Annotated in this window: 21 protein-coding genes and 1 pseudogene; 11 read left to right on the forward strand and 11 right to left on the reverse strand. The window is 42.7% G+C overall.

The genetic code is table 11. The features are described 5' to 3' along the window. The coding region (rpmH, locus tag QZ735_RS04735; protein WP_294244956.1) for a 50S ribosomal protein L34 at positions 1–131 on the reverse strand (131 nt) is incomplete at its 3' end. Positions 132–364: 233 nt separating this feature from the next. Between rpmH and QZ735_RS04740 the strand changes: the two genes are divergently transcribed. Beyond that, positions 365–1372 (forward strand): bifunctional oligoribonuclease/PAP phosphatase NrnA, encoded by a 1008-nt coding sequence (locus QZ735_RS04740; RefSeq protein WP_294244957.1) that lies wholly within the window; start codon positions 365–367, stop codon positions 1370–1372. 7 nt (positions 1373–1379) lie between these two features. Here the strand turns inward: QZ735_RS04740 and QZ735_RS04745 are convergent, their stop codons facing one another. The 7 genes from QZ735_RS04745 to tilS form a co-directional block, all read right to left on the reverse strand. Continuing rightward, positions 1380–2195, reverse strand: a complete 816-nt coding sequence (locus tag QZ735_RS04745) for a patatin-like phospholipase family protein (RefSeq protein ID WP_294244908.1) — start codon at positions 2193–2195, stop codon at positions 1380–1382. Between the two features lie 47 nt (positions 2196–2242). After that, complete coding sequence (locus QZ735_RS04750) at positions 2243–3067, reverse strand: hypothetical protein (protein WP_294244910.1); 825 nt, start codon at positions 3065–3067, stop codon at positions 2243–2245. A 2-nt stretch (positions 3068–3069) separates the two neighbouring features. Beyond that, complete coding sequence (locus QZ735_RS04755; protein WP_294244912.1) at positions 3070–3852, reverse strand: alpha/beta hydrolase; 783 nt, start codon at positions 3850–3852, stop codon at positions 3070–3072. An 11-nt stretch (positions 3853–3863) separates the two neighbouring features. Next, on the reverse strand, positions 3864–4373 hold the full coding sequence (locus tag QZ735_RS04760) for a hypothetical protein (RefSeq protein ID WP_294244914.1): 510 nt from the start codon (positions 4371–4373) through the stop codon (positions 3864–3866). Between the two features lie 63 nt (positions 4374–4436). Beyond that, entirely contained in the window at positions 4437–4955 is a 519-nt protein-coding gene (locus tag QZ735_RS04765; protein WP_294244916.1) for a biopolymer transporter ExbD, read from the reverse strand. A gap of 199 nt (positions 4956–5154) precedes the next feature. After that, positions 5155–7227 carry a thioredoxin family protein gene (locus QZ735_RS04770; protein ID WP_294244919.1) on the reverse strand — a complete coding sequence of 691 codons (2073 nt, stop codon included), beginning with the start codon at positions 7225–7227 and terminating at the stop codon, positions 5155–5157. Next, positions 7217–8524: a tRNA lysidine(34) synthetase TilS gene (gene tilS, locus QZ735_RS04775; RefSeq protein WP_294244922.1), complete on the reverse strand. Its 1308-nt coding sequence runs from the start codon at positions 8522–8524 to the stop codon at positions 7217–7219. Before tilS ends, QZ735_RS04770 begins: the two co-directional genes overlap by 11 nt. A gap of 114 nt (positions 8525–8638) precedes the next feature. Here tilS and QZ735_RS04780 point away from each other — a divergent pair, with 114 nt between their 5' ends. From QZ735_RS04780 to QZ735_RS04805, 6 genes are all read left to right on the forward strand, one after another. Next, positions 8639–9472: an OmpA family protein gene (locus QZ735_RS04780; RefSeq protein WP_294244925.1), complete on the forward strand. Its 834-nt coding sequence runs from the start codon at positions 8639–8641 to the stop codon at positions 9470–9472. 342 nt (positions 9473–9814) lie between these two features. After that, on the forward strand, positions 9815–10462 hold the full coding sequence (locus QZ735_RS04785) for an O-methyltransferase (RefSeq protein WP_294244928.1): 648 nt from the start codon (positions 9815–9817) through the stop codon (positions 10460–10462). A gap of 52 nt (positions 10463–10514) precedes the next feature. Further along, positions 10515–11231: a C40 family peptidase gene (locus tag QZ735_RS04790; protein WP_294244930.1), complete on the forward strand. Its 717-nt coding sequence runs from the start codon at positions 10515–10517 to the stop codon at positions 11229–11231. 19 nt (positions 11232–11250) lie between these two features. Next, positions 11251–11718 (forward strand): DUF1648 domain-containing protein, encoded by a 468-nt coding sequence (locus QZ735_RS04795; RefSeq protein WP_294244932.1) that lies wholly within the window; start codon positions 11251–11253, stop codon positions 11716–11718. 132 nt (positions 11719–11850) lie between these two features. Then, the gene (locus QZ735_RS04800) at positions 11851–12369 is read left to right on the forward strand and encodes a hypothetical protein (protein ID WP_294244935.1); all 519 of its coding nucleotides are present in this window, start codon (positions 11851–11853) and stop codon (positions 12367–12369) included. A 1-nt stretch (position 12370) separates the two neighbouring features. Then, positions 12371–13618 carry a glycosyltransferase N-terminal domain-containing protein gene (locus QZ735_RS04805; protein ID WP_294244938.1) on the forward strand — a complete coding sequence of 416 codons (1248 nt, stop codon included), beginning with the start codon at positions 12371–12373 and terminating at the stop codon, positions 13616–13618. 11 nt (positions 13619–13629) lie between these two features. Here QZ735_RS04805 and QZ735_RS04810 read toward each other — a convergent pair whose 3' ends face one another. From QZ735_RS04810 to QZ735_RS04820, 3 genes are read right to left on the reverse strand one after another with little or no spacing between them, the layout of a single operon-like run. After that, positions 13630–14256, reverse strand: coding sequence for a deoxyuridine 5'-triphosphate nucleotidohydrolase (locus QZ735_RS04810; RefSeq protein ID WP_294244941.1), 627 nt, complete (start codon positions 14254–14256; stop codon positions 13630–13632). Further along, positions 14256–15014: a glycosyltransferase family 2 protein gene (locus tag QZ735_RS04815; RefSeq protein ID WP_294244943.1), complete on the reverse strand. Its 759-nt coding sequence runs from the start codon at positions 15012–15014 to the stop codon at positions 14256–14258. The genes QZ735_RS04810 and QZ735_RS04815 overlap by 1 nt, the downstream gene beginning before the upstream one ends. Before the next feature lie 13 nt (positions 15015–15027). Then, on the reverse strand, positions 15028–16011 hold the full coding sequence (locus QZ735_RS04820; protein WP_294244945.1) for an acyltransferase: 984 nt from the start codon (positions 16009–16011) through the stop codon (positions 15028–15030). A 198-nt stretch (positions 16012–16209) separates the two neighbouring features. Between QZ735_RS04820 and QZ735_RS04825 the strand changes: the two genes are divergently transcribed. The 4 genes and pseudogenes from QZ735_RS04825 to QZ735_RS04840 all read left to right on the forward strand — a co-directional run. Next, positions 16210–16683, forward strand: a complete 474-nt coding sequence (locus tag QZ735_RS04825) for a lipocalin family protein (RefSeq protein WP_294244948.1) — start codon at positions 16210–16212, stop codon at positions 16681–16683. Between the two features lie 181 nt (positions 16684–16864). Continuing rightward, positions 16865–19717 (forward strand): leucine--tRNA ligase, encoded by a 2853-nt coding sequence (leuS, locus tag QZ735_RS04830; RefSeq protein ID WP_294244950.1) that lies wholly within the window; start codon positions 16865–16867, stop codon positions 19715–19717. A 240-nt stretch (positions 19718–19957) separates the two neighbouring features. Beyond that, positions 19958–20821 (forward strand): MotA/TolQ/ExbB proton channel family protein, encoded by an 864-nt coding sequence (locus tag QZ735_RS04835; protein ID WP_294244953.1) that lies wholly within the window; start codon positions 19958–19960, stop codon positions 20819–20821. Positions 20822–20880: 59 nt separating this feature from the next. Then, positions 20881–20972: pseudogene (locus tag QZ735_RS04840) on the forward strand (biopolymer transporter ExbD); the annotation flags it as partial.

The raw sequence follows: 20972 nt of genomic DNA on the forward strand, positions 1-20972 counted from the left end.
GTTAAGCTCTTTCTGCCTTTAGCTCTTCTCGCAGCCAAAACTCTTCTTCCATTTGGCGTAGACATTCTTTCTCTGAAACCGTGTTTGTTTCTTCTTTTTCTCTCTGATGGCTGGAATGTTCTTTTACTCATTACTTTATGTTTAAATCGTAATTATCTATTAATTTTCAGGTTGCAAAGATATGTATTTTTTTAAATGTTACAAATTTTACCTGCTTTTTTTTGAAATTTTTCACCTTATTTTGTGCTCCTTCCCTGTGCATTACCATACAACAGAGGGATTTCAGCCCGGTTAAAAATAATATGCCTGATTTATTTAAAAACTCTATCTTTGGAAACTCAATTTTAAAGAAAGAAACAGCATGATGTTTACCCCTGCAGAACTTTTAGAAATCAATACTTTACTGGCGCCAGAGAACAGAATCGTTATCCTTACCCATTATAATCCGGATGGTGATGCTATTGGTTCGGGATTAGGGCTGAAACATTATCTGAAGGCCAAAGGGATTCATGCTGAACTGATTGTTCCCAACGATTTCCCGAAATTTCTGAAGTGGATGCCCGAAGCCAAAAAAGTGCTGATTGCCGAATATAAAAGGAAAGTTGCCGCTGAGCTGATTGCAGATGCAGACGTGATTTTCTGCCTGGATTTCAATGCCCCTTCACGAATCGGCCTGTTGGGCGACTGGCTGACAAATGCCAAAGCGAAGAAAATCCTGATTGATCACCATCAGCAGCCGGAACCTTTTGATTTCGTCTATTCGGATACGGTTATTCCGGCTACCTGTCAGATGATCTATCATTTCATTGAAGCCATGGACGATGAAAAAATGGTGAACCGGGAGATTGCAGAATGCCTGTACACCGGTATTATGACGGATACCGGAGGATTCAGGTTCCGTTCCACCAGTGCCGATACCCACAGGATTGTGGCCAACCTGATAGAGAAAGGGGCAGATCCTTCCATGATTACTTCCAATACCTGGGATACCAATACCGTTTCCCGCCTTCAGTTGCTGGCCCTTATTCTAGGCCGTATCGAAGTGGTAAAAGACGGAAAAGTAGCCATCCTGTATCTTACCCGGGATGAACTTAAGACCTATGGATTCCAGAAAGGCGATACGGAAGGTTTCGTTAATTACGGACTGAGCATTCTCGGGGTGAAAATGGCTGCCTTCTTTATGGAGGACCTGTATGAAGATTTCATCAAAATCTCTTTCAGAAGCAAGGATGATATGGACGTAAACCGGTTTTCCAGGAAATATTTCAGTGGAGGCGGGCATATCAACGCTGCCGGAGGAAAATCAGATGAATCGTTGGAAGGAACCATCGAGACTTTCAAAAAAAGGGTTGCGCAGGAAGAGAACCTTTAAACAGATCTTATCTGCGCAAAGGCTGATTTCCGGTATTCCGGGAATACCCTTTTTCTTCCAGCTCTTTACAGGCATACGCATAGGTTTCATTAAACATCACCTCAAGGAATTTCTTATTGAACAGGCTGAACTGGGTCATCTTGGGCGGATCCAGGAAGATATCGCACGACCTTGCTTTGGAATAGACCGACTTGGCAATGGCGAGGTGAAGGATCCTGTCGAATTCCTTCATCAGGCTCATATTTTCCAGGCTGTCATAGCTGATGGAGTTGACATGTGAAGCGATCAGGAAATCGCATTTGTCAATAATCGGCTCAATCGGGAGATTATCCAGGACGCCGCCGTCCACATATATTTTTGCCCCCATTTTTACGGGTGGCAGGACAAAGGGTACACTTGAAGAAGCGAGCAGAGGAGCAAAAAGTTCTCCTTCCGAGAAGAAATCAACAATTCCATGGGTCATTTCCGTTGCGGCCACATACACCGGAATCTTCAGAATATCAAAACTGTCTTCAGGAAAATGGTCCCTGAATAATTTTAGAATAAAATTCGAACTGAAAATCCCGTTTTTGGAAAGCCGGAGGTAGGACCTGGAAAAGAAAGTAGTCTGCTTTACAATCTCCATCATCTCGTCAGGTGTTTTCCCGAAGGAATAAAAAGCGGCCACGATGGAGCCCGCGCTTGTCCCGGAAATAATATCAGGTCTCAGGTCGTATTCTTCCAGCGCTTTAAGTACGGCAATATGGGCAATTCCGCGCATGCCCCCGCCCGACAAAGTCAAGCCGATAACCGGTTTCTTTTTTTTGAATGAAAAAATGCTCATAAAGGATAATCTCTGCTAAGATACGGGAATTTTTAAACAGCAATTTATTAAGACTCGTCACATTCTGAATCGATTTTTATGAAAAGAGCATTAAATTCATTATTCATTTTTTCATCATGTCTGATGTCTGAAATTTTTTCATTTGCACAGTTGCCCCAACCAAAAGTAATGAGGTCAATAATAGCGTAGTCTCTTTTGTCAGGGGAGTTCCGGCGTTCTTCAAATTCATCGGTAATCCTTTGCGGATCGCCGTTTCTTTTACTCATTTCGATTCTTAACCTGCTCCACTCCTGCTCCATGGTCAGATCATCCGAGTTGAGTGCTTTGACAAATTTTTCACAAGTTCCGGAAGGTAGGTAGTTTAATAAGACCGAAGGCGTGGAAAAAGCTATAATTTCAGTTTTCCGTTTCTGATATTCCTGTAATAAATCCTTATACGTTTCTTTTTTTACATGTTCCCAGTAAGGAGTATTGACCACTTTTAAGTTCCGGATTACATTTTTCTGCCGGTTGAAATCTTTATCCAGCTTCGTTAAGATCTCGTCTTTATTCTGTCTTACTTTTTCAAGATCATCAAGCCCAAAGACAGAGGGAGCATTAAGAAGCACAGTTCCTGTAAGCCTGAACCAAAGGATGTACGTATCTTTTATTTCTTTTTCCGAGTATTTGCTTTTATCAAAATATCCCTTATTGCCACAAAGTTCGGTCTGGAAATTAAAAATACCTTGATCTTCTGCTAAAGAATGCCGGAGAATGTCTTTTGTAACAGATTCCGAAGTTTTTGCTGATTCTTTGTAAGTGCTGGTATTATTTTCTTTTGAGCAGTTTAAAAGTACCAGGAGTGCTGTTGAAAAAATCCCGAATCTGACCATTCTTAAAAGATTAAATGTTTCGGCAGGTTGTGGAGAAGTTCCGTGTTGATAATGGCTGCACAGATCTCAGGCTTTTCCCAGTGCCCGTTATGCCCGCAGTCCAGAATATAGGATTTGATGTTGGTGCGGTCCGGGAGGCTGTCGATTAGCAGCTGGGTCTTTACCGCACTGTCATGTTTTCCGGCAAGAACCAGGATTTTGGCATCCATGTTCTCAACAACGTGTTTCTTATCTGTCCTGTCCACCATGCCTTTTACTGAAGCCAGTGCGCCCAGAGGATTCGTAGAAAGGGCAATATCGAGTGCTTTTTCTATCTTTCCTTCCAGAATGTCCCTTTCATTGGGGTTGAAGAGATTCGGGACTCCGGCTCTGGCGTAATGCGGAAATGCATCCTGTATAATACGGTAACTTTTTCTTCGCTGTTCTTTTTTTTCAGCATCGTCAGGAAAATAGGTGGAAAAAAACAGGGTTAAGCTTTTAAGATATTCAGGATACAGATCAGCCAGCTGGAGGGAAACATAGCCTCCCATGGAATGACCGAGCAGATGGACCTTCTCAAGATGTTCATGATCCAGTACTTTCTTCACTTCTTCGGCCATAAGTTCCATCGTCTGTACCTCAGCAAGAATTTCCGACCGGCCATGTCCCGGAAGGTCAATCTTCAATAACGAAAAATGATCGGAAAGATAGGGTTCAAGGTCGTTCCAGATGGTCAGGTTCTCCATGAAGCCGTGAAGCAGGACCAGGGTTTCTTTTCCGTTTCCTTTTCTTTCAAAATTCAGCATAATTTCAGCAATTAGAATTGAATGTCAATATAATCAACAAATCCCGAACCATTTACCATATCCTGGAGCCTGTAGGTTTTCCCGCCGTCTTTGGACATGAAGGTCTTGCTTCCTTTTCTCAGATACGGTTTTCCGTTGTCATTTTCTGAAATGCTTTGTTTGATGGTTCCCGAAAAATTCAGGTGCTTGTCTGAAACGGCGTGGGCTGTTCCGGCGATAGTAACATAATCCTTCCCGGATTTCACTTCTCCTGAAACGTTATACCGGTCCCTTTCGCCCTCAACCTTTTTGAAGGTTACTGAACCTTTGGTTTTAATTAAATTATGGGTGAATGCATGATTCCCGCAGAAGTCTTTGAAATGGTTATGCGAACGGATGCTGTCATTGATCTTGGTGCGGGCCGTGTTGATGGAATCAACAATCCGGATGCTGTCTTTATTTTCCGGTGTTGAAGCAGTTTCTTTTTTAGTACACGAAGCAAATAAGGCCAGTAGGGCGGCAATGGTTAAAAAGTTTTTCATCAGGATATAAATTATCCTCCAAAAATAAATAAAAAAAGAGCATCCTGAAAATGCTCTCTGTTATTATTGTGTCACCTCTTCGTAAACTTTCTTTTCCCAGGGTTTGATATCGGTAACGCCGTATCTTTCCTTCTTCGAAATCGCTATGTCGTCCAGTACATCAACGAAATTTTTATAATTGGCATCGTCGGTCGGTTCGATAATGATCGTGAAATTTTCCTTTTTAGGAGCTTTGCTGTAAGCTTCGGAAATAACCCGGGTAATGTTCAGTCCGTTGAAATCCGTTTCTTTCAGGTTGTTTCTGTTTAAATCTTCTTTGGACTGCTGATGATAGAATACCCGGTTGTCTTTACCGAGAATAAAGGTGACCTGATTTCTGGTGTCTACCACATCGCCCGGATGATGAGGACCTTTTGCCGGTAATCCCAGGTCCATCACATTCGGTTTTGTAAAGTTCGTGGTAAACATAAAGAAGGTAATCAGGAGAAATCCCAGATCTACCATCGGGGTCATATCCACGCGGATCATTTTTTTTCTCTGCTTGTTTCCGCCCTGTTTTTCTTGTGCAATAATTTCTGCCATGGTTGTTAGTTTTTAAATGTTAAACGGTTATAGGATAAACGTAATAATATGATAATTATTATGTATATTAAATGCAAAATATATACCTTAAAAATATTTCAGGTATTAAATTAATATTTGATGAATGGCAATTATCGGAACATTTTGTAAATCAGGCCTAAAAAAAGCCTTATCAGATATGATAAGGCTTTACATTATATTATTTGTTCTTTTTAAAGTAACCGGTTCCGCATTCCAGGAACTTTTTAAAATCTTCCTTCGGCATATATCCTGAAACCGGCGTATTGATCACTTTTCCGTCCGGTGTTATCAGTACATAATGCGGCTGGGAGTTATTGTTGAAGTTCACCTGCTGGAAAAGGCTCCAGCGGTCGCCAATGGTTTTCACCTTCTTCACCTGTCCTTCACCCAGATCGATTTTGGTTTTCTGGTCTTCGGGAAGTTCTTCCTTATCGTCTACATACAGGGAAGCAAGCACCACATCGTTCTGAAGGATCGGCAGGATATCCGGCTCGCTCCATACGAATTCTTCCATCTTACGGCAGTTTTCACAACCATAACCGGTAAAGTCAATAAGGATAGGTTTGTTCTCTTTTTTGGCCAGCTCCACGGCGGTGAAGAAATCGTGTTCCGGATGCATTCCCAGGATGCCGTCTTTTTCATCATGGAAATAACTTACATTCAGCGGCGGCAGGATCCCGCTCAGCAATTGCAGTTTCGGGCGTTCGGAAGGCATCAGCCCCTGAACCAGGTAAATGACGAACCCGATTCCCAGAATACCCAATATTCTTCTTGTCCACGAGATCTTCGGTTTTTTATCGTCATGCGGAAACCTGATCAGCCCGAAAAGATACAGGGCCAGCCCGAAAGCAATAATGACCCAGATCACAATAAACAGCTCCCTCTTAAGCAGGAATGTCTTGGACACAAGATCTGCCTTCGACAGGAATTTCAGGGCAAGAGCCAGTTCCACAAAACCTAAAACCACTTTTACCGTATTCATCCAGCCTCCGGATTTCGGAAGGCTCTGCAGGGCCTGCGGGAACAAGGCCAGTAATCCGAAGATGATCGCCCATGCAAGTCCGAATCCGGCCAGGGCAAAAGTAAGCAGCATCGGAACGTTGGACGAGCCTGTGACCGCACTTCCCAGCAGGCTTCCCAAAATAGGGCCTGTACAGGAAAATGAAACGATGACAAGCGTCAGTGCCATAAAGAAAATCCCGATGATTCCGCCCGCTTCTTCCGCTTTGGAAGATTTATTGGCAATAGAGCTGGGTAACGTAATATCATAATAGCCGAAAAAGCTTCCGGCAAAGAAGATGAAGATGATAAAGAAAGCAATATTCAGCCATACGCTGGTGGATATTTCATTGAAAACATTGCCTGCGATACCGTCGATGATGTGAAAAGGCACGCTGAGCAGTACAAAGATCATCAGGATGAAAAAACCATAGATCAGGGCGTCCCTTTTTCCTTTCGCTTTATCCTTGCTTCCTTTGGTGAAGAAGGAAACCGTAAGCGGAATCATCGGGAATACGCATGGGGTAAGCAAGGCAATCAATCCGCCGATGAATCCCAGGAACAGGTAGGTCCAGTAGTTTTCACTTACCTGGGCAGCAGCCGTTCCGCAGTCGGTTAACGGTTTCTGAAAATCAATGGACTGGATTTTTAATTGTTTCGGATCCAGCTTAGAGGTTTCGGTAACGATAACGGTTCCGGCTACAGGATCCGGGACAACCGTTTCAACAGGAGTTTTTGCCGAATCTTTTACCGGTCCTGCGATTGCTGCAGGGGTTTCTTCAACAGGGCCTTTCGGACTCACCTGTTTGTTGAACTCCAGCGTATTCGGAGCCAGGCACACCCTGTCATCACAGGTCTGATAGGTGATCTCAGCTACTACATCCCCGGGCTTTGTTCCGTCTTTCAGCCTGAATTTCTGCTTAAAGCCTGCCGTATTGGAGTAATAAACAATATTCCCTCCGAAGGCCTCCGAAAACTCTTCATGCTTTTTACCGGCTTCCGTGAATTTCCCGATCAGCTCGATATTTTTCCCGGAAACTTTATATTCAGTAGGAATAGCACCAGTATCTTCTGGGACATCTTTGGAATAGATATGCCAGCCGCTTTCCAAAGTTGCATTCAGCACGGCTTCATATTGGTTGTTTCCCAATTCGTTGATTGTAAATTTAAATTTTACAGGATTTTTGATCTGTGCATTAATGCCTGTTGCAAGAAACAGCAGGACTAATAAAAACCAGTTTCTAAACTTCATCTTTACTTTTATTAAAAATTGTGAGAATGTTTACGGTATTCTCCTCCCTCATGTATCTCCGGTCCTGACGGTACGGAAGAATCCCGAGCACGGAATTTTCCGCATCGCTGAGGACCCATATTTTTGGCCTCGCTAAAATAGCTATTTTTTCGTCCCTGAAAAACTTCGAAACTTTCTTTTTCCCTGAAAACCCGGCCGGATAAAATTCATCACTGTTCTCTGACTTTCGCAACCGTAACGGAAACCGGAGTTTACCGGCATCGAAATCCCAGCTGAAGCTTTTATTGATTTCCTCGATCCCGGTTATATTTTCGAGATTAACGGCCATCCGGTTTTCAGGAAAGTCAAAATTTTCCATCAGCATGATTTCCTCATCCGTAGTCTGTGCCTCTTCCTGCCTTCTGATTAAGGTAAGATGCTCCTGTTCTACCAGTAACCGGTATTCGTTTGAGTAAAAAGAACTTCCGTTTCCGGCATTGAAGATTTTATGGATTTCCTGCTCCTGATCAAAACCGTATTTTCGTAAAATTTCAAACTTCACGAAATCGCTTTCCCGGCCCAGCTGCTCCTTTGATAGGATTTTGCAGGATGGGTTAAACAGCGTCATGCGGTTTTCTATTTCGCCGATCTGTTGCTGAATAAAATGCCTGGCCTGGTTCAGGTAAGAAGCGCTCTTTCCGAAATTGTTCAGAAAATGGTCATTTGTTTCCATCAGTTTCGGCACCACCTCATTCCTGATTTTATTTCTCAGGTAATCATTTTTCTTATTGGAGAGATCTTCCCGGTACCCGATCTGATGCTCTTTTGCGAAAGTATAGATCTCCTCTTTTGAAAAGGGCAGCAGCGGCCGAAGGATGTGGTTGCCATTGGCGGGTATCCCGCTCAGCCCATTGATTCCGGCAGCTTTGGAAAGGTTGATGATAAAGGTTTCCAGCTGGTCGTTCAGATGATGGGCCGTTACCAGGAAAGAGAGGTTTTCTTCTTCGCGGATCTTTCTGAAAAAGGAATACCTGAGTTCACGGGCCCAGAGCTGTACGGAATGATCCGGCTTCCTGTCCCGTCCGGAAACTTCATACAGGTGAAAGGGGATCCCGTTTTCAGTACAGAATTTTTCAGCCAGCTGCCGGTCCTGTTCCGAGTCTTCGCCACGCAGCTTATAATTGACATGAGCTACCTGGAAAATGCATCCGGAAGGTTTTAATTCATTAAATAAATAAGCCATCACCATAGAATCGGCACCGCCGCTTACGGCCAGGAGATAGGTATTCTTTTCAGGGAACTGAACAAGCTGTTCCATTTGTTTTCTAAAGGCTGAGAGGCTGAGCATGGGTGAGGAAATTCTTTAGGCAAAGATAATCCATATAATTAAAATGAATTTTGTTACCTTTGGACCGTCTAAAAATGATTATTTATGAAAATTTTTAAAATCTTAGCAGTATCTGCCATGGTGTTGGGAATGACATCCTGTATCAGCAAAAAGCAATATGATGCCTTGAGCTCAAATTACAAGCAGTGTATCGAAAACGTAGGGGAAAGACAAAGGGAAATTCAGGATCTGAAATCCCAGAATTCTGCTTTGACAAGCGAAAACAATCTGCTGAAAAGCCAGCATGACGCGCTGAAATCTTCATTGGATGCCTGCCTTTCCAATACCGGGAAAAGCTCTGCCAATATCGATAAACTGGTAGGCGAAATCAATTCATCCAACTCTTATATCAAACAGCTGATTTCCAGCAATGCGAAGAACGACAGCCTTAACCTGGCCCTGTCCAATAAACTGAAAAGATCACTGGATAACGTAGCCGACAGCGATGTTCAGGTGAAAGTGCTGAAAGGAGTGGTAATGATCTCCCTTTCCGACAAAATGCTGTACAAAACAGGGGATTACAATATATTGCCTGCTGCTCAGGAAGTGTTAGGAAAAGTAGCGAAGGTGATCAACGATTATGACAAGTATTCTGTATTGATCGAAGGAAATACCGATAATGCCGCTTTGAATTCCCCGAACCTTCCGAGAGACAACTGGGATCTCTCTGCTTTGAGAGGAACTTCAGTGGCCAAAATCCTGCAGACGCAGTTTGGGGTGGATCCTGCAAGGATTACAGCAGGAGGACGTTCCGAATACAATCCTAAAGCAACCAATATGAGCGTTTCCGGAAGAGCTGAAAACAGAAGAACGGAAATCATCATCATGCCTAAGCTGGATGAATTCATGAAACTGATGGACATTGCGCCTAAAAAATAACAGACAGTTAAAATGCTGGATCAAAAAGGCCCCGGAATATTCCGGGGCCTTTGTTTTTTTATCCGGGCGTTTCTTTTCCACGGGATTTACTTTTATGAGGAAAGTAGCCACAAAAAAACCGCTTTGCCCTAAGACCAAGCGGTAATGTGATTCTTTGATTAATTAGTTTTGTCCTCTTCATTCATTTCCTTAGTGTTTTTACCCTTCTCTGCAAAACTAGAACTATTCCCGGACCTGGCTATCCGTATTTTTACGGAATTTTCCGCGGGATTTTCTCATTTTGGCCATCCTTCATGCTTTTTTCATATATTTAGGTACCTTTGAAATCTAAAAATTTGCAGAATGAGCTTTTTTGAAGAACAGAATCCGGAAATGGACCGGTATCTTGAAACCCATGCTTCGTCAGAACCGGAAATCCTGAAAAAACTGAGACGGGAAACCTATCAGAAGACCACACAGCCGCATATGATCTCCGGATATCAGCAGGGAAGGCTGTTGACCATGGTTTCGCAGATGCTCAGGCCTTCCAGAATCCTTGAAATCGGAACTTTTACCGGTTATGCCACCCTCTGCCTTTTGGAAGGGCTGCCGGAAAACGGCAAGATTACCACGCTGGATGTCAATGAAGACCTGGCCTATCTCCCCGAAAAATATTTTGCGGAAAGCGGATATGCCGATAAAATCGATTTCAGGCTTCAGGATGCCAAAGAATTCCTGAGAAAAACAGATGAAGTTTTTGATCTGGTTTTCATCGATGCCGATAAAGAAAATTACGCAGAATATTTCCGGCTGATCAAACCCAGGACAAAATCAGGTTCCGTTATAATGTTCGATAATGTGCTCTGGTACGGAAAAGTGCTGGAGGAAAATCCGAAGCAGAAATCCACCCAGGTCATCAAAGAACTGAATGATTTGATTGCAAAAGATAACGATTTTGAAAATCTTATTTTACCTTTGCGGGACGGAGTGAACTTTCTCAGAAGGAAATAGCGTATGATAGGGCTTTCCGGAAGGTCTTCATCCGTAAAAATGAATAGAACTGATGAATAAAGGGATTTGTATGGTTACTGTGGCGCCTGTGCGGGCTGAGAATTCAGACCGGGCTGAAATCGTGACGGAAATATTATTCGGAGAAAGCGCAGATATTCTGGAAGTCAGTAAAAACTGGACCCGGATAAAAATGCATTACGACGGATATGAAGGCTGGATGGATACCAAGCAGCTGAAAGCAGTAACAGAAGAGGAGCTGGCAAAACGGAAGACTACGGTGGTAACGGAAGACTTTACTTCCGTAATGATGAATGACGGTAAGACACTGCTCTCCATGGGGTCTGAAGTAGAATTTCCGGTAGTGGCATCCAGGCGAAGCCATGATGTACGGGAAAGCGTAGTGCTCACAGCCAGGGAATTCCTGAATGTCCCTTATCTGTGGGGCGGCAAAAGCTATTTTGCAGTGGATTGCTCCGGGTTTACCCAGTTGGTCTATAAAGTCCACAATGTGAAGCTGCCGCGGGATGCCTCCCAGCAGGTTGAGGCAGGAGAGTCTCTGAGTTTCCTTGAAGAAAGCCGTGCCGGTGACCTTGCCTTTTTTGAAAATGCAGACGGGAAAATTATTCATGTAGGAATTATGCTGGATAATCACCGCATCATTCATGCTTCAGGAAAAGTGAGGATCGATACGCTGGATTCTACGGGTATTTTCAATAAGGAAATGAACAGGCATACCCATAAGCTGAGAGTCATCAAAAGTATTTTGTAAATACCGTAAACGGAATGCCATGAAAGAAATCCTAATGCTGATCTTTGATATCGTTAATTTCGGGCTGCTGGTGTTGCTTTGGGGATTTACGGTAAAGAATTACACCCATCTTCCCGGGACAATTCCGGTTCATTTTGATTTTGATGGAAAGGCAGACGGCTTTGGCAGTAAAAAGTATGCTTTTCTGCTACCTGCAATGGCAATCCTGCTTTATATTTTGCTTGCATTTGCCGTCAGGGATCCTGATGCAGCCAATTATCCCGTAGAAATTACGGCGAGCAACCGGGAAAATCAGTTCCTGATCATGGAAACGTTTCTACGGTGGTTCTGTACGTTGATCATGCTGATTTTTCTGAACAACCAGGACTATGTATTCAGGTATTCAGCGGACCATTCAGTAAAGCCAAAAGTTCCGATGGCAACTGCATTCCTGACCATCATCGCGAGTCTGGTGGCCTCATTTGTTTTGGTCGGTATTTTCAAATGACAGCTTAATTTATCTTATTTATTAAATCACAATAAATGATGAACAGAACCTTACTAGAAATGTGAAAATATGAAATTTCAGTAATTCTATCTTTTTCAAAAATAATAGCCGAATTTAATTAAACACATATCAATGATACATAAAACCTTGTTGGAAATTTCTGAAACTGAAAGTGAAGAACTTCTAAAAATAGTACATCATTGGAAACAGTTTACTGATACAACAGTATTATTGGCTATTCTCGAAATGAAAAGGCGGAAAAACTTTAATTTTGGCGAAGAAACAGTTGATAAAATTTCTCAGTTTTCATCTTATAAAGGAAAATCATTCTCTACACTTAGAGATGAGTTTTTGCTAAGCAAGGACGTTGAGACCTATGATGAATATTATGATTTTAAAGTTAAATTATCAGATAAGAATAGTAGGGAAAGAATTAAACTGGAAAGAGCAAAGATGCAAAAGACATTAAATTTAGATAAAGCACATAAGCATGAGGCAAAAAAAGACATTCTCTATGGAGTTTTATGGCTTGTTGGAGGCTTGGCCGTAACAATACTAACATTCAATTTTGGATCTATAGGATTTATTGCTTATGGTGCAATCATATTTGGAGGCATTCGATTTTTTAGAGGTTTAGCTAATATTATTTAAGATGAGTATTCTTTATAACATATTCATTCATCTTCTGATTTTTGGAATGAAGGTGTTTGCCTTATTCAATAGCAAAACTAAAAAAGGCGTTGAAGGGAGAAGGCATTCTCTGTTATGTGTACAATCGGCTTTTTCTGAAACAGACCGCGTGATCTGGATGCATGCCGCCAGCCTTGGGGAATATGAACAGGGCCTTCCGGTACTTGAACAGCTGAAGGAAAAATTTCCTGACCGCAAAATCCTGATTACCTTTTTTTCTCCTTCGGGATATGAGCATGTGGTTAAAAGGAAGCATATTGCAGATGCCATTTGCTATCTGCCGTTTGACAGGAAATCTCACATCAAAGCGTTTCTTTCACAGTTTTCCGCTGAACTGTTTTTTACGGTGAAATATGAATACTGGTATCACCTGCTTCAGGAGCTGAAAAAGAAAAAGGTTAAGATTTATGTCATCTCTGCTTTATTTTACGATGGCCAGTCTTTCTTTACTTCTTACGGGAAATGGTTTGTGAAGCAGCTGCAGCTTACGGTTGACTGGTTTTTTCACCAGACTGATGTTTCCTTTGCCCTGGCGAAAAGCATTGGCCTCACCCGTTCTTCCGTAACGGGAGATACCCGGTTTGACCGTGTGAAGCAACTGAGAGATGGGCATTTCGAGGTTCCTTTCATTTCTGAATTTATCGGTGATGACAAAGTGGTGGTCTTCGGGAGCTCCTGGCAGGCTGAAGAAAAAATTGCTGAAGAAATATGGGCCGGAAATCCGTACACCAGGCTGATCATGGCTCCGCACGATCTCAAAAGGGTTCAGCGTTTAAAAGAAATCTTTCCGGATGCTATTTTGTACAGCCGGATAGAATCTGAAGCACGGAATAATTCCAGAGTATTAATTATCGACAGTATCGGATGGCTTTCAAAGCTTTATCATTATGCTGATATTGCTGTTGTAGGAGGCGGCTTTCATGAGGCAGGCCTTCACAATATTCTGGAAGCGGCAACATTCGGGGTGCCTGTGATCTTTGGAAACCACTATAAGAAAAATCCTGAGGCGGACGGTCTCATTGCTGCCGATGGCGGGAGGGCTTTTGAAAATTCCGGGCGGGCAGCTGATTTCGTTCTCTTTTTACTCAGGAATGAGGAAATGCTGAAGGCAATGTCTTCCCGTGCGGAAAACTTCATTACGGAAAAGCCTGATTCCACCCAACTCATCATTAAAAAAATGATGTCGCAGTCAGAGACCGGGAAAAAATAATATCTCTGGTATTACCGCAGGAAACCCTGGCTTTTTATCTCTTTGATGATCAGGTCAAAATGATCCGGGATATTCTCGCTTTTAAGCCACTGGAAATCGATTTCATTATTGATGAAAAGCTTTGTCAGCTGGCGGTTCTGCTGAATTTTTTCCTTCAGGCTTTCCAGCTGTTCATCAAATTCCATCCAGTAGTCTTCATCCAGCTTTTTGATCAGCAGGAGGGACCGTACGGTTTTATTGATCAGGTACAGATATAATTTATAGACATTATCAAACCGCTGCCGGCTGAGGTCTTCATTGTGCCGCAGTACAGCATCGGTCAGCAGGAGATTCAGCGAAGCGTCCCCGAATTTATCGGTTGTGATTTTAACGTGTTCCGTAATTTCGCCGCTGATCTTCCGGATAATGGTGAGGAAATACTTGGGATTCCCGATATATTTTGAAGCCAGCATGACCTTCTCCTGTATCATTTCTTCCATAGCTTCCCGCTTATCATCGGTCGTCTCCGGATCAATCAGTTCAAAATACAGTTTTTTAGACAGCAGCTGGTCTTTTTTCAGCAGCCTGAAGATCAGCCGGTCTTTCTCCGTATTTGAAAAAGCACTTAAAGCCGCTTTGAATTCTTTGGAATATTCCATCAGTTAAACAGTTTAGAGTATTTCAGGAAGCCGTTGAGGGCCCAGTTGGCAGTGTAGTACAGAGACTTGGCAGTAGAAAAATTCATAAATTCCCGGTAGACGAGGTACTGGTCCTTAATGATGTTTTTCTTATTCCGGGAAACACTGTTTTCGCGCATCCGGTATCTGGCAAGTGTCTTCTGCAGGGGAAGTCCCTGCGGTATTTCCTTCAGGAGGTTCAGCCACATCACATGGTCTTCACGTTTGCTTTTTACCGGGAAAAAGAATTTGCCTGTCCTGCGGGTGTCGTACATTGTGGAGACAGGGGCCAGCCTGCAGGTCCTGAGGAGGTTGGAAAAGGTAACGATGGTGTCCGCCTGGAAATCTTTCAGCACCGGTTCCATTGTATGTTCGTCACATCTCGAATAATTGCAGTACACCAGTTCCGCTTTGTTTTCCTCCATGAAGCCTGTCATTGTTTCCAGGTATTCCGGGTACCAGCAGTCATCGGAGTCCAGAAATGCAATGTATCTTCCCTGCGCCCGCTCAAGGCTTTTGTTCCGGGCATTCCCGGCACCGCCGTTGCGGTCCAGCACTTCCAGTTTTATCCTGGGATCATTATATTTCTTAAGAATATCCACCGTACGGTCTTTGGAAAGGTCATCGGTAATCAGCCATTCCCAGTGATCATACGTCTGGCTGAGGACGGAAGCGATGGTTTCCTCGATAAATTCGGCGGAGTTATAGGACGGGGTAATAATAGAGACCAGTTCTTTCATTTGTGTCTTTGGTTTACAGGAATTTTTTCTCATAAAAATGCCATGAGCTGATGCCGACTGCAATAACTACAAGCATGCAGACAAATGCCATGACAAACGGATTATAATCTTTAAAAAAGCCTAATGTGGTAAATACACGGATGATCGGAAAATGAAAAATATAAATCCCGTAAGTAAAATCCCCGTATTTTCCGAAGTTGTTCAGGAATTTAAAAGAGTAGGTGATGTAAAGCACGATAATGCCGATCATCATCGGGGAAAATAATTTGATATCGAAAATCAGATCGATCCATACCGTAAGAATGGCGATGATGAAAAGAATATTCTTATGTTGGATGAATTTTTCAAAATTAAAATAGATCAGCATTCCCGGGATAAAATAGCAGAGGACGCCGGGAATCTGTTTGGAAAGGGAGATTTTATCCAGTGACTCAAAATAATTAAGGTAGACAAGCGATAAAAAATAGATGATAATCAGACTGACATTCCGGTATCGGTTGTCTTTCCCGAAAAGCAGGAACAGAAGCGGTACGCTGAAGTAATAACACATTTCCACTTTAAGGGTCCACAGGGCTCCGTTTACCGCCTGGTTCCCGAAAACTCCCGGGAGCCAGGGTGCTTTGAAGTTCAGGAAGATGGAATTCCAGAAGAGGTATTTGTAAACCTGCGTATGGCTGAAATATTCCCGTACAGGCAGCGTGCTTACCAGGCTTAATAACGTCGCACAGAGAAAAACCACCAGCAGGTAGCCGGGCAAAATTCTCCTGATCCTTTTTTTAAGATAGCTTTTCAGGCTGGAAGAACGGTCATAACTCCGGGCAATTAAAAAACCACTGACGATAAAAAACCCGAATACAGCAATCTCTACGGGGCTTTTTTCAAAAATCTTGAGTTCCGGGGCGGCGCTCAGTGCTCCCATATGTCCGACGAACACAATAAAGGCAAGGAGAACCCGTAAAAAGTCAAAATTATTTTTCGTAATGTCTTGCATCTGCATTTTAGGCTTTTGTGCAAAAATAGTTTTTTTTAAAGAATGTGCGTTTATTCAGGATGTCATTATTTGTTAAAAACAGGCCATATCCGGTAACAGAACCGGTGTATTGTTGAAAATACAACTGCTTACTATAAATTTTTGATAAAAAATTATTAAATCCATCAAAAAAATTATAATTTTATCGCTTCAAAAATTTGATACATGAAGAAATTAGCATTACTGTTTGCCGGTTTATCATTGTTCGCAGCTACCGGATGTGATAATGAGGATACCCCGATCATAGAATATCCGATTGTCGGGACCTGGCAGCCAATCAAAAAAGTGGTGACCAGCGTTCCTATAGGAGATGATCCGGTTTCGGATGTCATTACTTTCGATACCAATTGCGAGAAAACATCAAGATGGGTATTCAGACAGGGCAATGCAGGGAAAAGAACCGATATCGGCGAAAGTGCTACACCAGGCCAGTGCCAGATCAACTTCGACCGAAATTTCAGCTATGTCTACGATAAAGAAACTGCCGCCATTGAATTAAAATACCAGGGAATCGTGGAACCGGAAAAAGGAAAGGTCATTACCCTGAACGACACCACGCTGAATATCGCCATTGAAGATAAGTCAGATCCTACCGAATACAATTCCGTGACCTATACTTTAAGGAAGGTTGCCCAGTAATACATACGGTATATTGCAATATATAATCCCATCTCCGGATGGGATTTTTTAATTGTATATTTAATTTAAAATTAAATTTCCATTTCTTTTAAAATCATTATTTTTGTGAATCTTGATTTCCGGGAGTGTGGTCAGAGACCTCCTGTTTCCAAGTCTAACCTTAAATATCCAAATATAAAAAGTGTTTTACGATCATCAGCAGATAGAAAAAAAGTGGCAGAAGTACTGGGAAGAGAATCAGACCTATAAAACGTTTGATACCCCTGATAAACCTAAATTTTACGTTCTCGACATGTTCCCATATCCTTCCGGGGCAGGCCTTCATGTGGGGCATCCGCTGGGATATATTGCCTCCGATATTTATGCGAGATACAAAAGGCATCAGGGTTTCAATGTTCTCCATCCGGTAGGGTATGACAGTTTTGGTCTTCCTGCTGAGCAGTACGCCATCCAGACCGGGCAGCATCCCGCCGTTACCACCCAGCAGAATATCACGAGATATGAAGAGCAGCTGAGGAAAATCGGTTTTTCTTTCGATTGGAGCAGAGAAGTAAGGACTTCAGATCCTTCCTATTATAAATGGACCCAGTGGATTTTCATTGAGCTGTTCCATTCATGGTACAATAAAGAAACCGACAGGGCAGAACCGGTATCAGCCCTTATCAGCCGCTTTGAAACAAAGGGGACGGAAGGTTTGCTGGCTAACCAGAATGATGCGCTGCACTTTACAGCGGAAGAATGGAACAATGCTTCCGAAATGGATAAACAGGATATCCTCCTGAATTACCGCCTGGCTTACCGCGCGGAAACTACCGTCAACTGGTGCCCTGCTTTAGGAACCGTGCTGGCCAATGATGAAGTGAAAGACGGGAAATCCGAAAGGGGAGGGTTTCCGGTATTCCAGAAAAAAATGATGCAGTGGAGTATGAGGATTTCGGCCTATTCGGAAAGACTCCTGCAGGGACTGAAAAAACTGGACTGGCCGCAGCCGCTGAAAGATTCCCAGGAATACTGGATCGGGAAATCACAGGGCGCACAGGTAAAATTCCGCATTGAGGGACTGCAGTCCAGTAAAGATAATGAATCGGGCGAACCGGGAGGGAGCAATTTTATTGAAGTCTTCACCACCCGTCCGGATACCATCTTCGGGGCCACCTTTATGGTACTGGCACCAGAGAACCCTTTGGTAGAAAAAATCACCACGCTTTCCCAGAAAGAAGAAGTAGAGCAGTACATTGAAGAAACTTCCAAGAAAACGGAAAGGGACCGGATGGCTGATGTAAAAAATGTCAGCGGTGCCTTCACGGGAAGCTACGCGGTAAACCCGTTCAGCCAGCAGCTCATGCCGGTCTATATTTCAGATTATGTACTGATGGGATACGGTACCGGAGCCGTGATGGCCGTGCCTGCCCATGACGAACGTGACCACCGCTTTGCCAAAAAATTCAACCTTGAGATTAAAAAGGTAGTGGAAACGGAAGAAGACCTTCAGGAGAAATCATTTGATTCCAAAGACTCCGTATGTGTGAATTCCGATTTCCTGAACGGGCTCAGATATGAGGAAGCCAAGGCCCTGATCATTTCTGCCATTGAAAAAGGAGGAATCGGCCACGGAACCACGAACTACAGGCAGCGCGATGCTATTTTCTCCCGTCAGAGATACTGGGGAGAACCGGTTCCCGTATATTATAAGGATGGGATGCCTTATACCCTGCCGCTTTCGGCACTGCCGCTGGAACTTCCTGAAGTTGAAAAATACCTTCCTACAGAAGACGGGGATCCTCCGTTGGGGAATGCAAAATCATTTGCATGGGATGAAGCCAACAAAAAAGTGGTGGATACCGGTCTTATTGATGAGGAAACCGTATTCCCGCTGGAACTGTCTACCATGCCGGGTTGGGCGGGAAGCTCATGGTATTTCCTCAGGTACATGGATCCGCACAACGACGGAACTTTTGTGACAAAAGAACTTGCCGACTATTGGGGGCAGGTGGATCTATACATCGGAGGAAGCGAACACGCTACCGGGCACCTCCTGTATTCACGGTTCTGGAATATGTTCCTGAAAGACCGCGGATATATCAGCCATAACGAACCATTTCAGAAGCTGATTAATCAGGGCATGATTCTTGGGATGAGTGCTTATGTATACAGAATTGACGGTACCAATCAATATGTATCAAAAAACCTGTCAAAAGATTATCAGACCCAGCAGATTCATGTTGACGTATCCTTATTAAAAGGAACCTCTGACGAACTGGACACGGAAGCCTTCAAAGCCTGGAGACCGGATTATGCAGATGCCGAATTCATCCTGGAAGATGGAAAGTACATTACCGGCCGCGAGGTGGAAAAGATGTCCAAGTCCAAGTACAATGTCGTGAATCCTGATGATATCTGTGAAGAGTACGGAGCTGACGGCCTGAGACTGTACGAAATGTTCCTGGGTCCGCTGGAACAGTCCAAGCCGTGGAATACCCAGGGATTAAGCGGAGTGTACGGCTTCCTTAAGAAATTCTGGAATCTGTATTTCGATGGGGATACGTTCTCCGTTTCTGATGAAGAGCCTGCCAAAGCAGAGTATAAAGTATTGCATACCCTGATAAAGAAAGTGGTTTACGATATTGAGAACTTCTCTTTCAATACTTCGGTTTCTTCCTTTATGATTGCCGTAAACGAACTGCAAAAAATAAAATGCAGCAAACGCAATATTCTGGAACCTTTGGCCGTTATCATTTCTCCGTATGCGCCGCATATCTGTGAAGAGCTGTGGAGCCTGCTGGGACACGACACTTCTATAGAGTTTGAAAAGTTCCCGGTACTGAATGAAGAATACCTGGTAGAGGATGAAATTGAATATCCGGTGAGCATAAACGGAAAAATGAAATTCAAATTAGCGCTTTCGGCACAGCTTTCTCCAAAAGAGGTGGAAGAAAGGGTACTGCAGGATGAAAAAATGCAGCAGATTCTGCAAGGCAAATCACCCAAAAAAATCATTGTGGTGCCTCACAGAATTGTGAATATAGTAATTTAAATAAAAATTAACATTGGCAAATTAAAAAAAATGGAGGCTTAAATTTTTTAAATTTTTAACAGAAAGTTGTAAATTGAAAAATATTGCCAAAAAAAGAGAAAATAATTATAATATCGGAATCGTATTAAAATTTCATTGTCAAAAAAAACAGAAATGTTTATTTGAGACTATTGCATTTTAATTAATTTTGCCTTTAATTTACACCTTGTAAAATTTTAAAACAATATAATTTAGTTAAATATGGAAATGAATGTTTCAAAAAATGATGAGCAAGTAGTTGCTAGAAAAGCAGGAGGTTTAAACCCGGCTGTTATTATTCCTATTATCTTAGCTATAGGAATTTGTATTTATTTATTCGTCCTGGGAAGTCCGGGCAATTTTAAAGATGCGGAAAAACTCGGAGCAGGGTCTGTAGCTTTTTCAGATGTGGAAGGGAAAGACATTCACCCAGATTCGTTTTTAGGAATTATCTACAAAGGAGGGGTAATCGTACCTATCCTGATTACATTCATGCTGACGGTAATCGTTTTCTCTTTTGAAAGATATTTCGTGCTTAGCAAAGCTGCAGGGAAAGGAAACCTTGACAACTTTGTGATTCAGGTAAGAAGCTTACTGAACCAGAACAAAGTTGATGAAGCTTTGGAAGAGTGCGACAGACAGCAAGGTTCCGTTGGTAACGTAGTAAGAGAAGGTCTCACCACTTACAAAGCTTTATCTCATGATACCACTTTGAACAAAGAGCAGAAGATGGTAGCCCTGAACAAAGCGATCGAAGAAGCCACTACGCTTGAAATGCCAATGCTTGAGAAAAACATGATGATCCTTTCTACCTTAGGTACGGTAGCAACCCTTATTGCACTTTTAGGTACGGTAATCGGGATGATCAAGGCATTCTTTGCATTAGGTTCAGGAGGTGGTACTCCGGATGCAGCTGCACTTTCTACAGGTATCTCCGAAGCTTTGATCAACACGGCATTGGGTATCGGTACTTCAGCAATTGCGATCATGCTTTACAACTTCTTTACTTCTAAAATTGACGGATTAACTTATAAGATCGATGAGATCGCAATGAGCATCCAGCAGTCTTTCGCTGAATTCAACTAAGAATCAGAACAAGCACTGCAGTACGTAAAAAGAAGTTTAATTAAAAATCATTAATAATAATGGCGAGAGTCAAACCAAAAAGACATGGAGTAGTGACGGATATGACGGCAATGTGTGACGTTGCATTCCTGCTGCTTACATTCTTTATCTT

The organism is uncultured Chryseobacterium sp., assembly GCF_913776365.1.
Taxonomy (GTDB): domain Bacteria; phylum Bacteroidota; class Bacteroidia; order Flavobacteriales; family Weeksellaceae; genus Chryseobacterium.

Excerpts from the sequence above, each read along its gene's own strand:
- QZ735_RS04740 (WP_294244957.1), top strand. The coding sequence starts at position 365 with ATGTTTACCCCTGCAGAACTTTTAGAAATCAATACTTTACTGGCGCCA.
- QZ735_RS04745 (WP_294244908.1), bottom strand. The coding sequence starts at position 2,195 with ATGAGCATTTTTTCATTCAAAAAAAAGAAACCGGTTATCGGCTTGACT.
- QZ735_RS04750 (WP_294244910.1), bottom strand. The coding sequence starts at position 3,067 with ATGGTCAGATTCGGGATTTTTTCAACAGCACTCCTGGTACTTTTAAAC.
- QZ735_RS04755 (WP_294244912.1), bottom strand. The coding sequence starts at position 3,852 with ATGCTGAATTTTGAAAGAAAAGGAAACGGAAAAGAAACCCTGGTCCTG.
- QZ735_RS04760 (WP_294244914.1), bottom strand. The coding sequence starts at position 4,373 with ATGAAAAACTTTTTAACCATTGCCGCCCTACTGGCCTTATTTGCTTCG.
- QZ735_RS04765 (WP_294244916.1), bottom strand. The coding sequence starts at position 4,955 with ATGGCAGAAATTATTGCACAAGAAAAACAGGGCGGAAACAAGCAGAGA.
- QZ735_RS04770 (WP_294244919.1), bottom strand. The coding sequence starts at position 7,227 with ATGAAGTTTAGAAACTGGTTTTTATTAGTCCTGCTGTTTCTTGCAACA.
- tilS (WP_294244922.1), bottom strand. The coding sequence starts at position 8,524 with ATGGAACAGCTTGTTCAGTTCCCTGAAAAGAATACCTATCTCCTGGCC.
- QZ735_RS04780 (WP_294244925.1), top strand. The coding sequence starts at position 8,639 with ATGAAAATTTTTAAAATCTTAGCAGTATCTGCCATGGTGTTGGGAATG.
- QZ735_RS04785 (WP_294244928.1), top strand. The coding sequence starts at position 9,815 with ATGAGCTTTTTTGAAGAACAGAATCCGGAAATGGACCGGTATCTTGAA.
- QZ735_RS04790 (WP_294244930.1), top strand. The coding sequence starts at position 10,515 with ATGAATAAAGGGATTTGTATGGTTACTGTGGCGCCTGTGCGGGCTGAG.
- QZ735_RS04795 (WP_294244932.1), top strand. The coding sequence starts at position 11,251 with ATGAAAGAAATCCTAATGCTGATCTTTGATATCGTTAATTTCGGGCTG.
- QZ735_RS04800 (WP_294244935.1), top strand. The coding sequence starts at position 11,851 with ATGATACATAAAACCTTGTTGGAAATTTCTGAAACTGAAAGTGAAGAA.
- QZ735_RS04805 (WP_294244938.1), top strand. The coding sequence starts at position 12,371 with ATGAGTATTCTTTATAACATATTCATTCATCTTCTGATTTTTGGAATG.
- QZ735_RS04810 (WP_294244941.1), bottom strand. The coding sequence starts at position 14,256 with ATGGAATATTCCAAAGAATTCAAAGCGGCTTTAAGTGCTTTTTCAAAT.
- QZ735_RS04815 (WP_294244943.1), bottom strand. The coding sequence starts at position 15,014 with ATGAAAGAACTGGTCTCTATTATTACCCCGTCCTATAACTCCGCCGAA.
- QZ735_RS04820 (WP_294244945.1), bottom strand. The coding sequence starts at position 16,011 with ATGCAGATGCAAGACATTACGAAAAATAATTTTGACTTTTTACGGGTT.
- QZ735_RS04825 (WP_294244948.1), top strand. The coding sequence starts at position 16,210 with ATGAAGAAATTAGCATTACTGTTTGCCGGTTTATCATTGTTCGCAGCT.
- QZ735_RS04835 (WP_294244953.1), top strand. The coding sequence starts at position 19,958 with ATGGAAATGAATGTTTCAAAAAATGATGAGCAAGTAGTTGCTAGAAAA.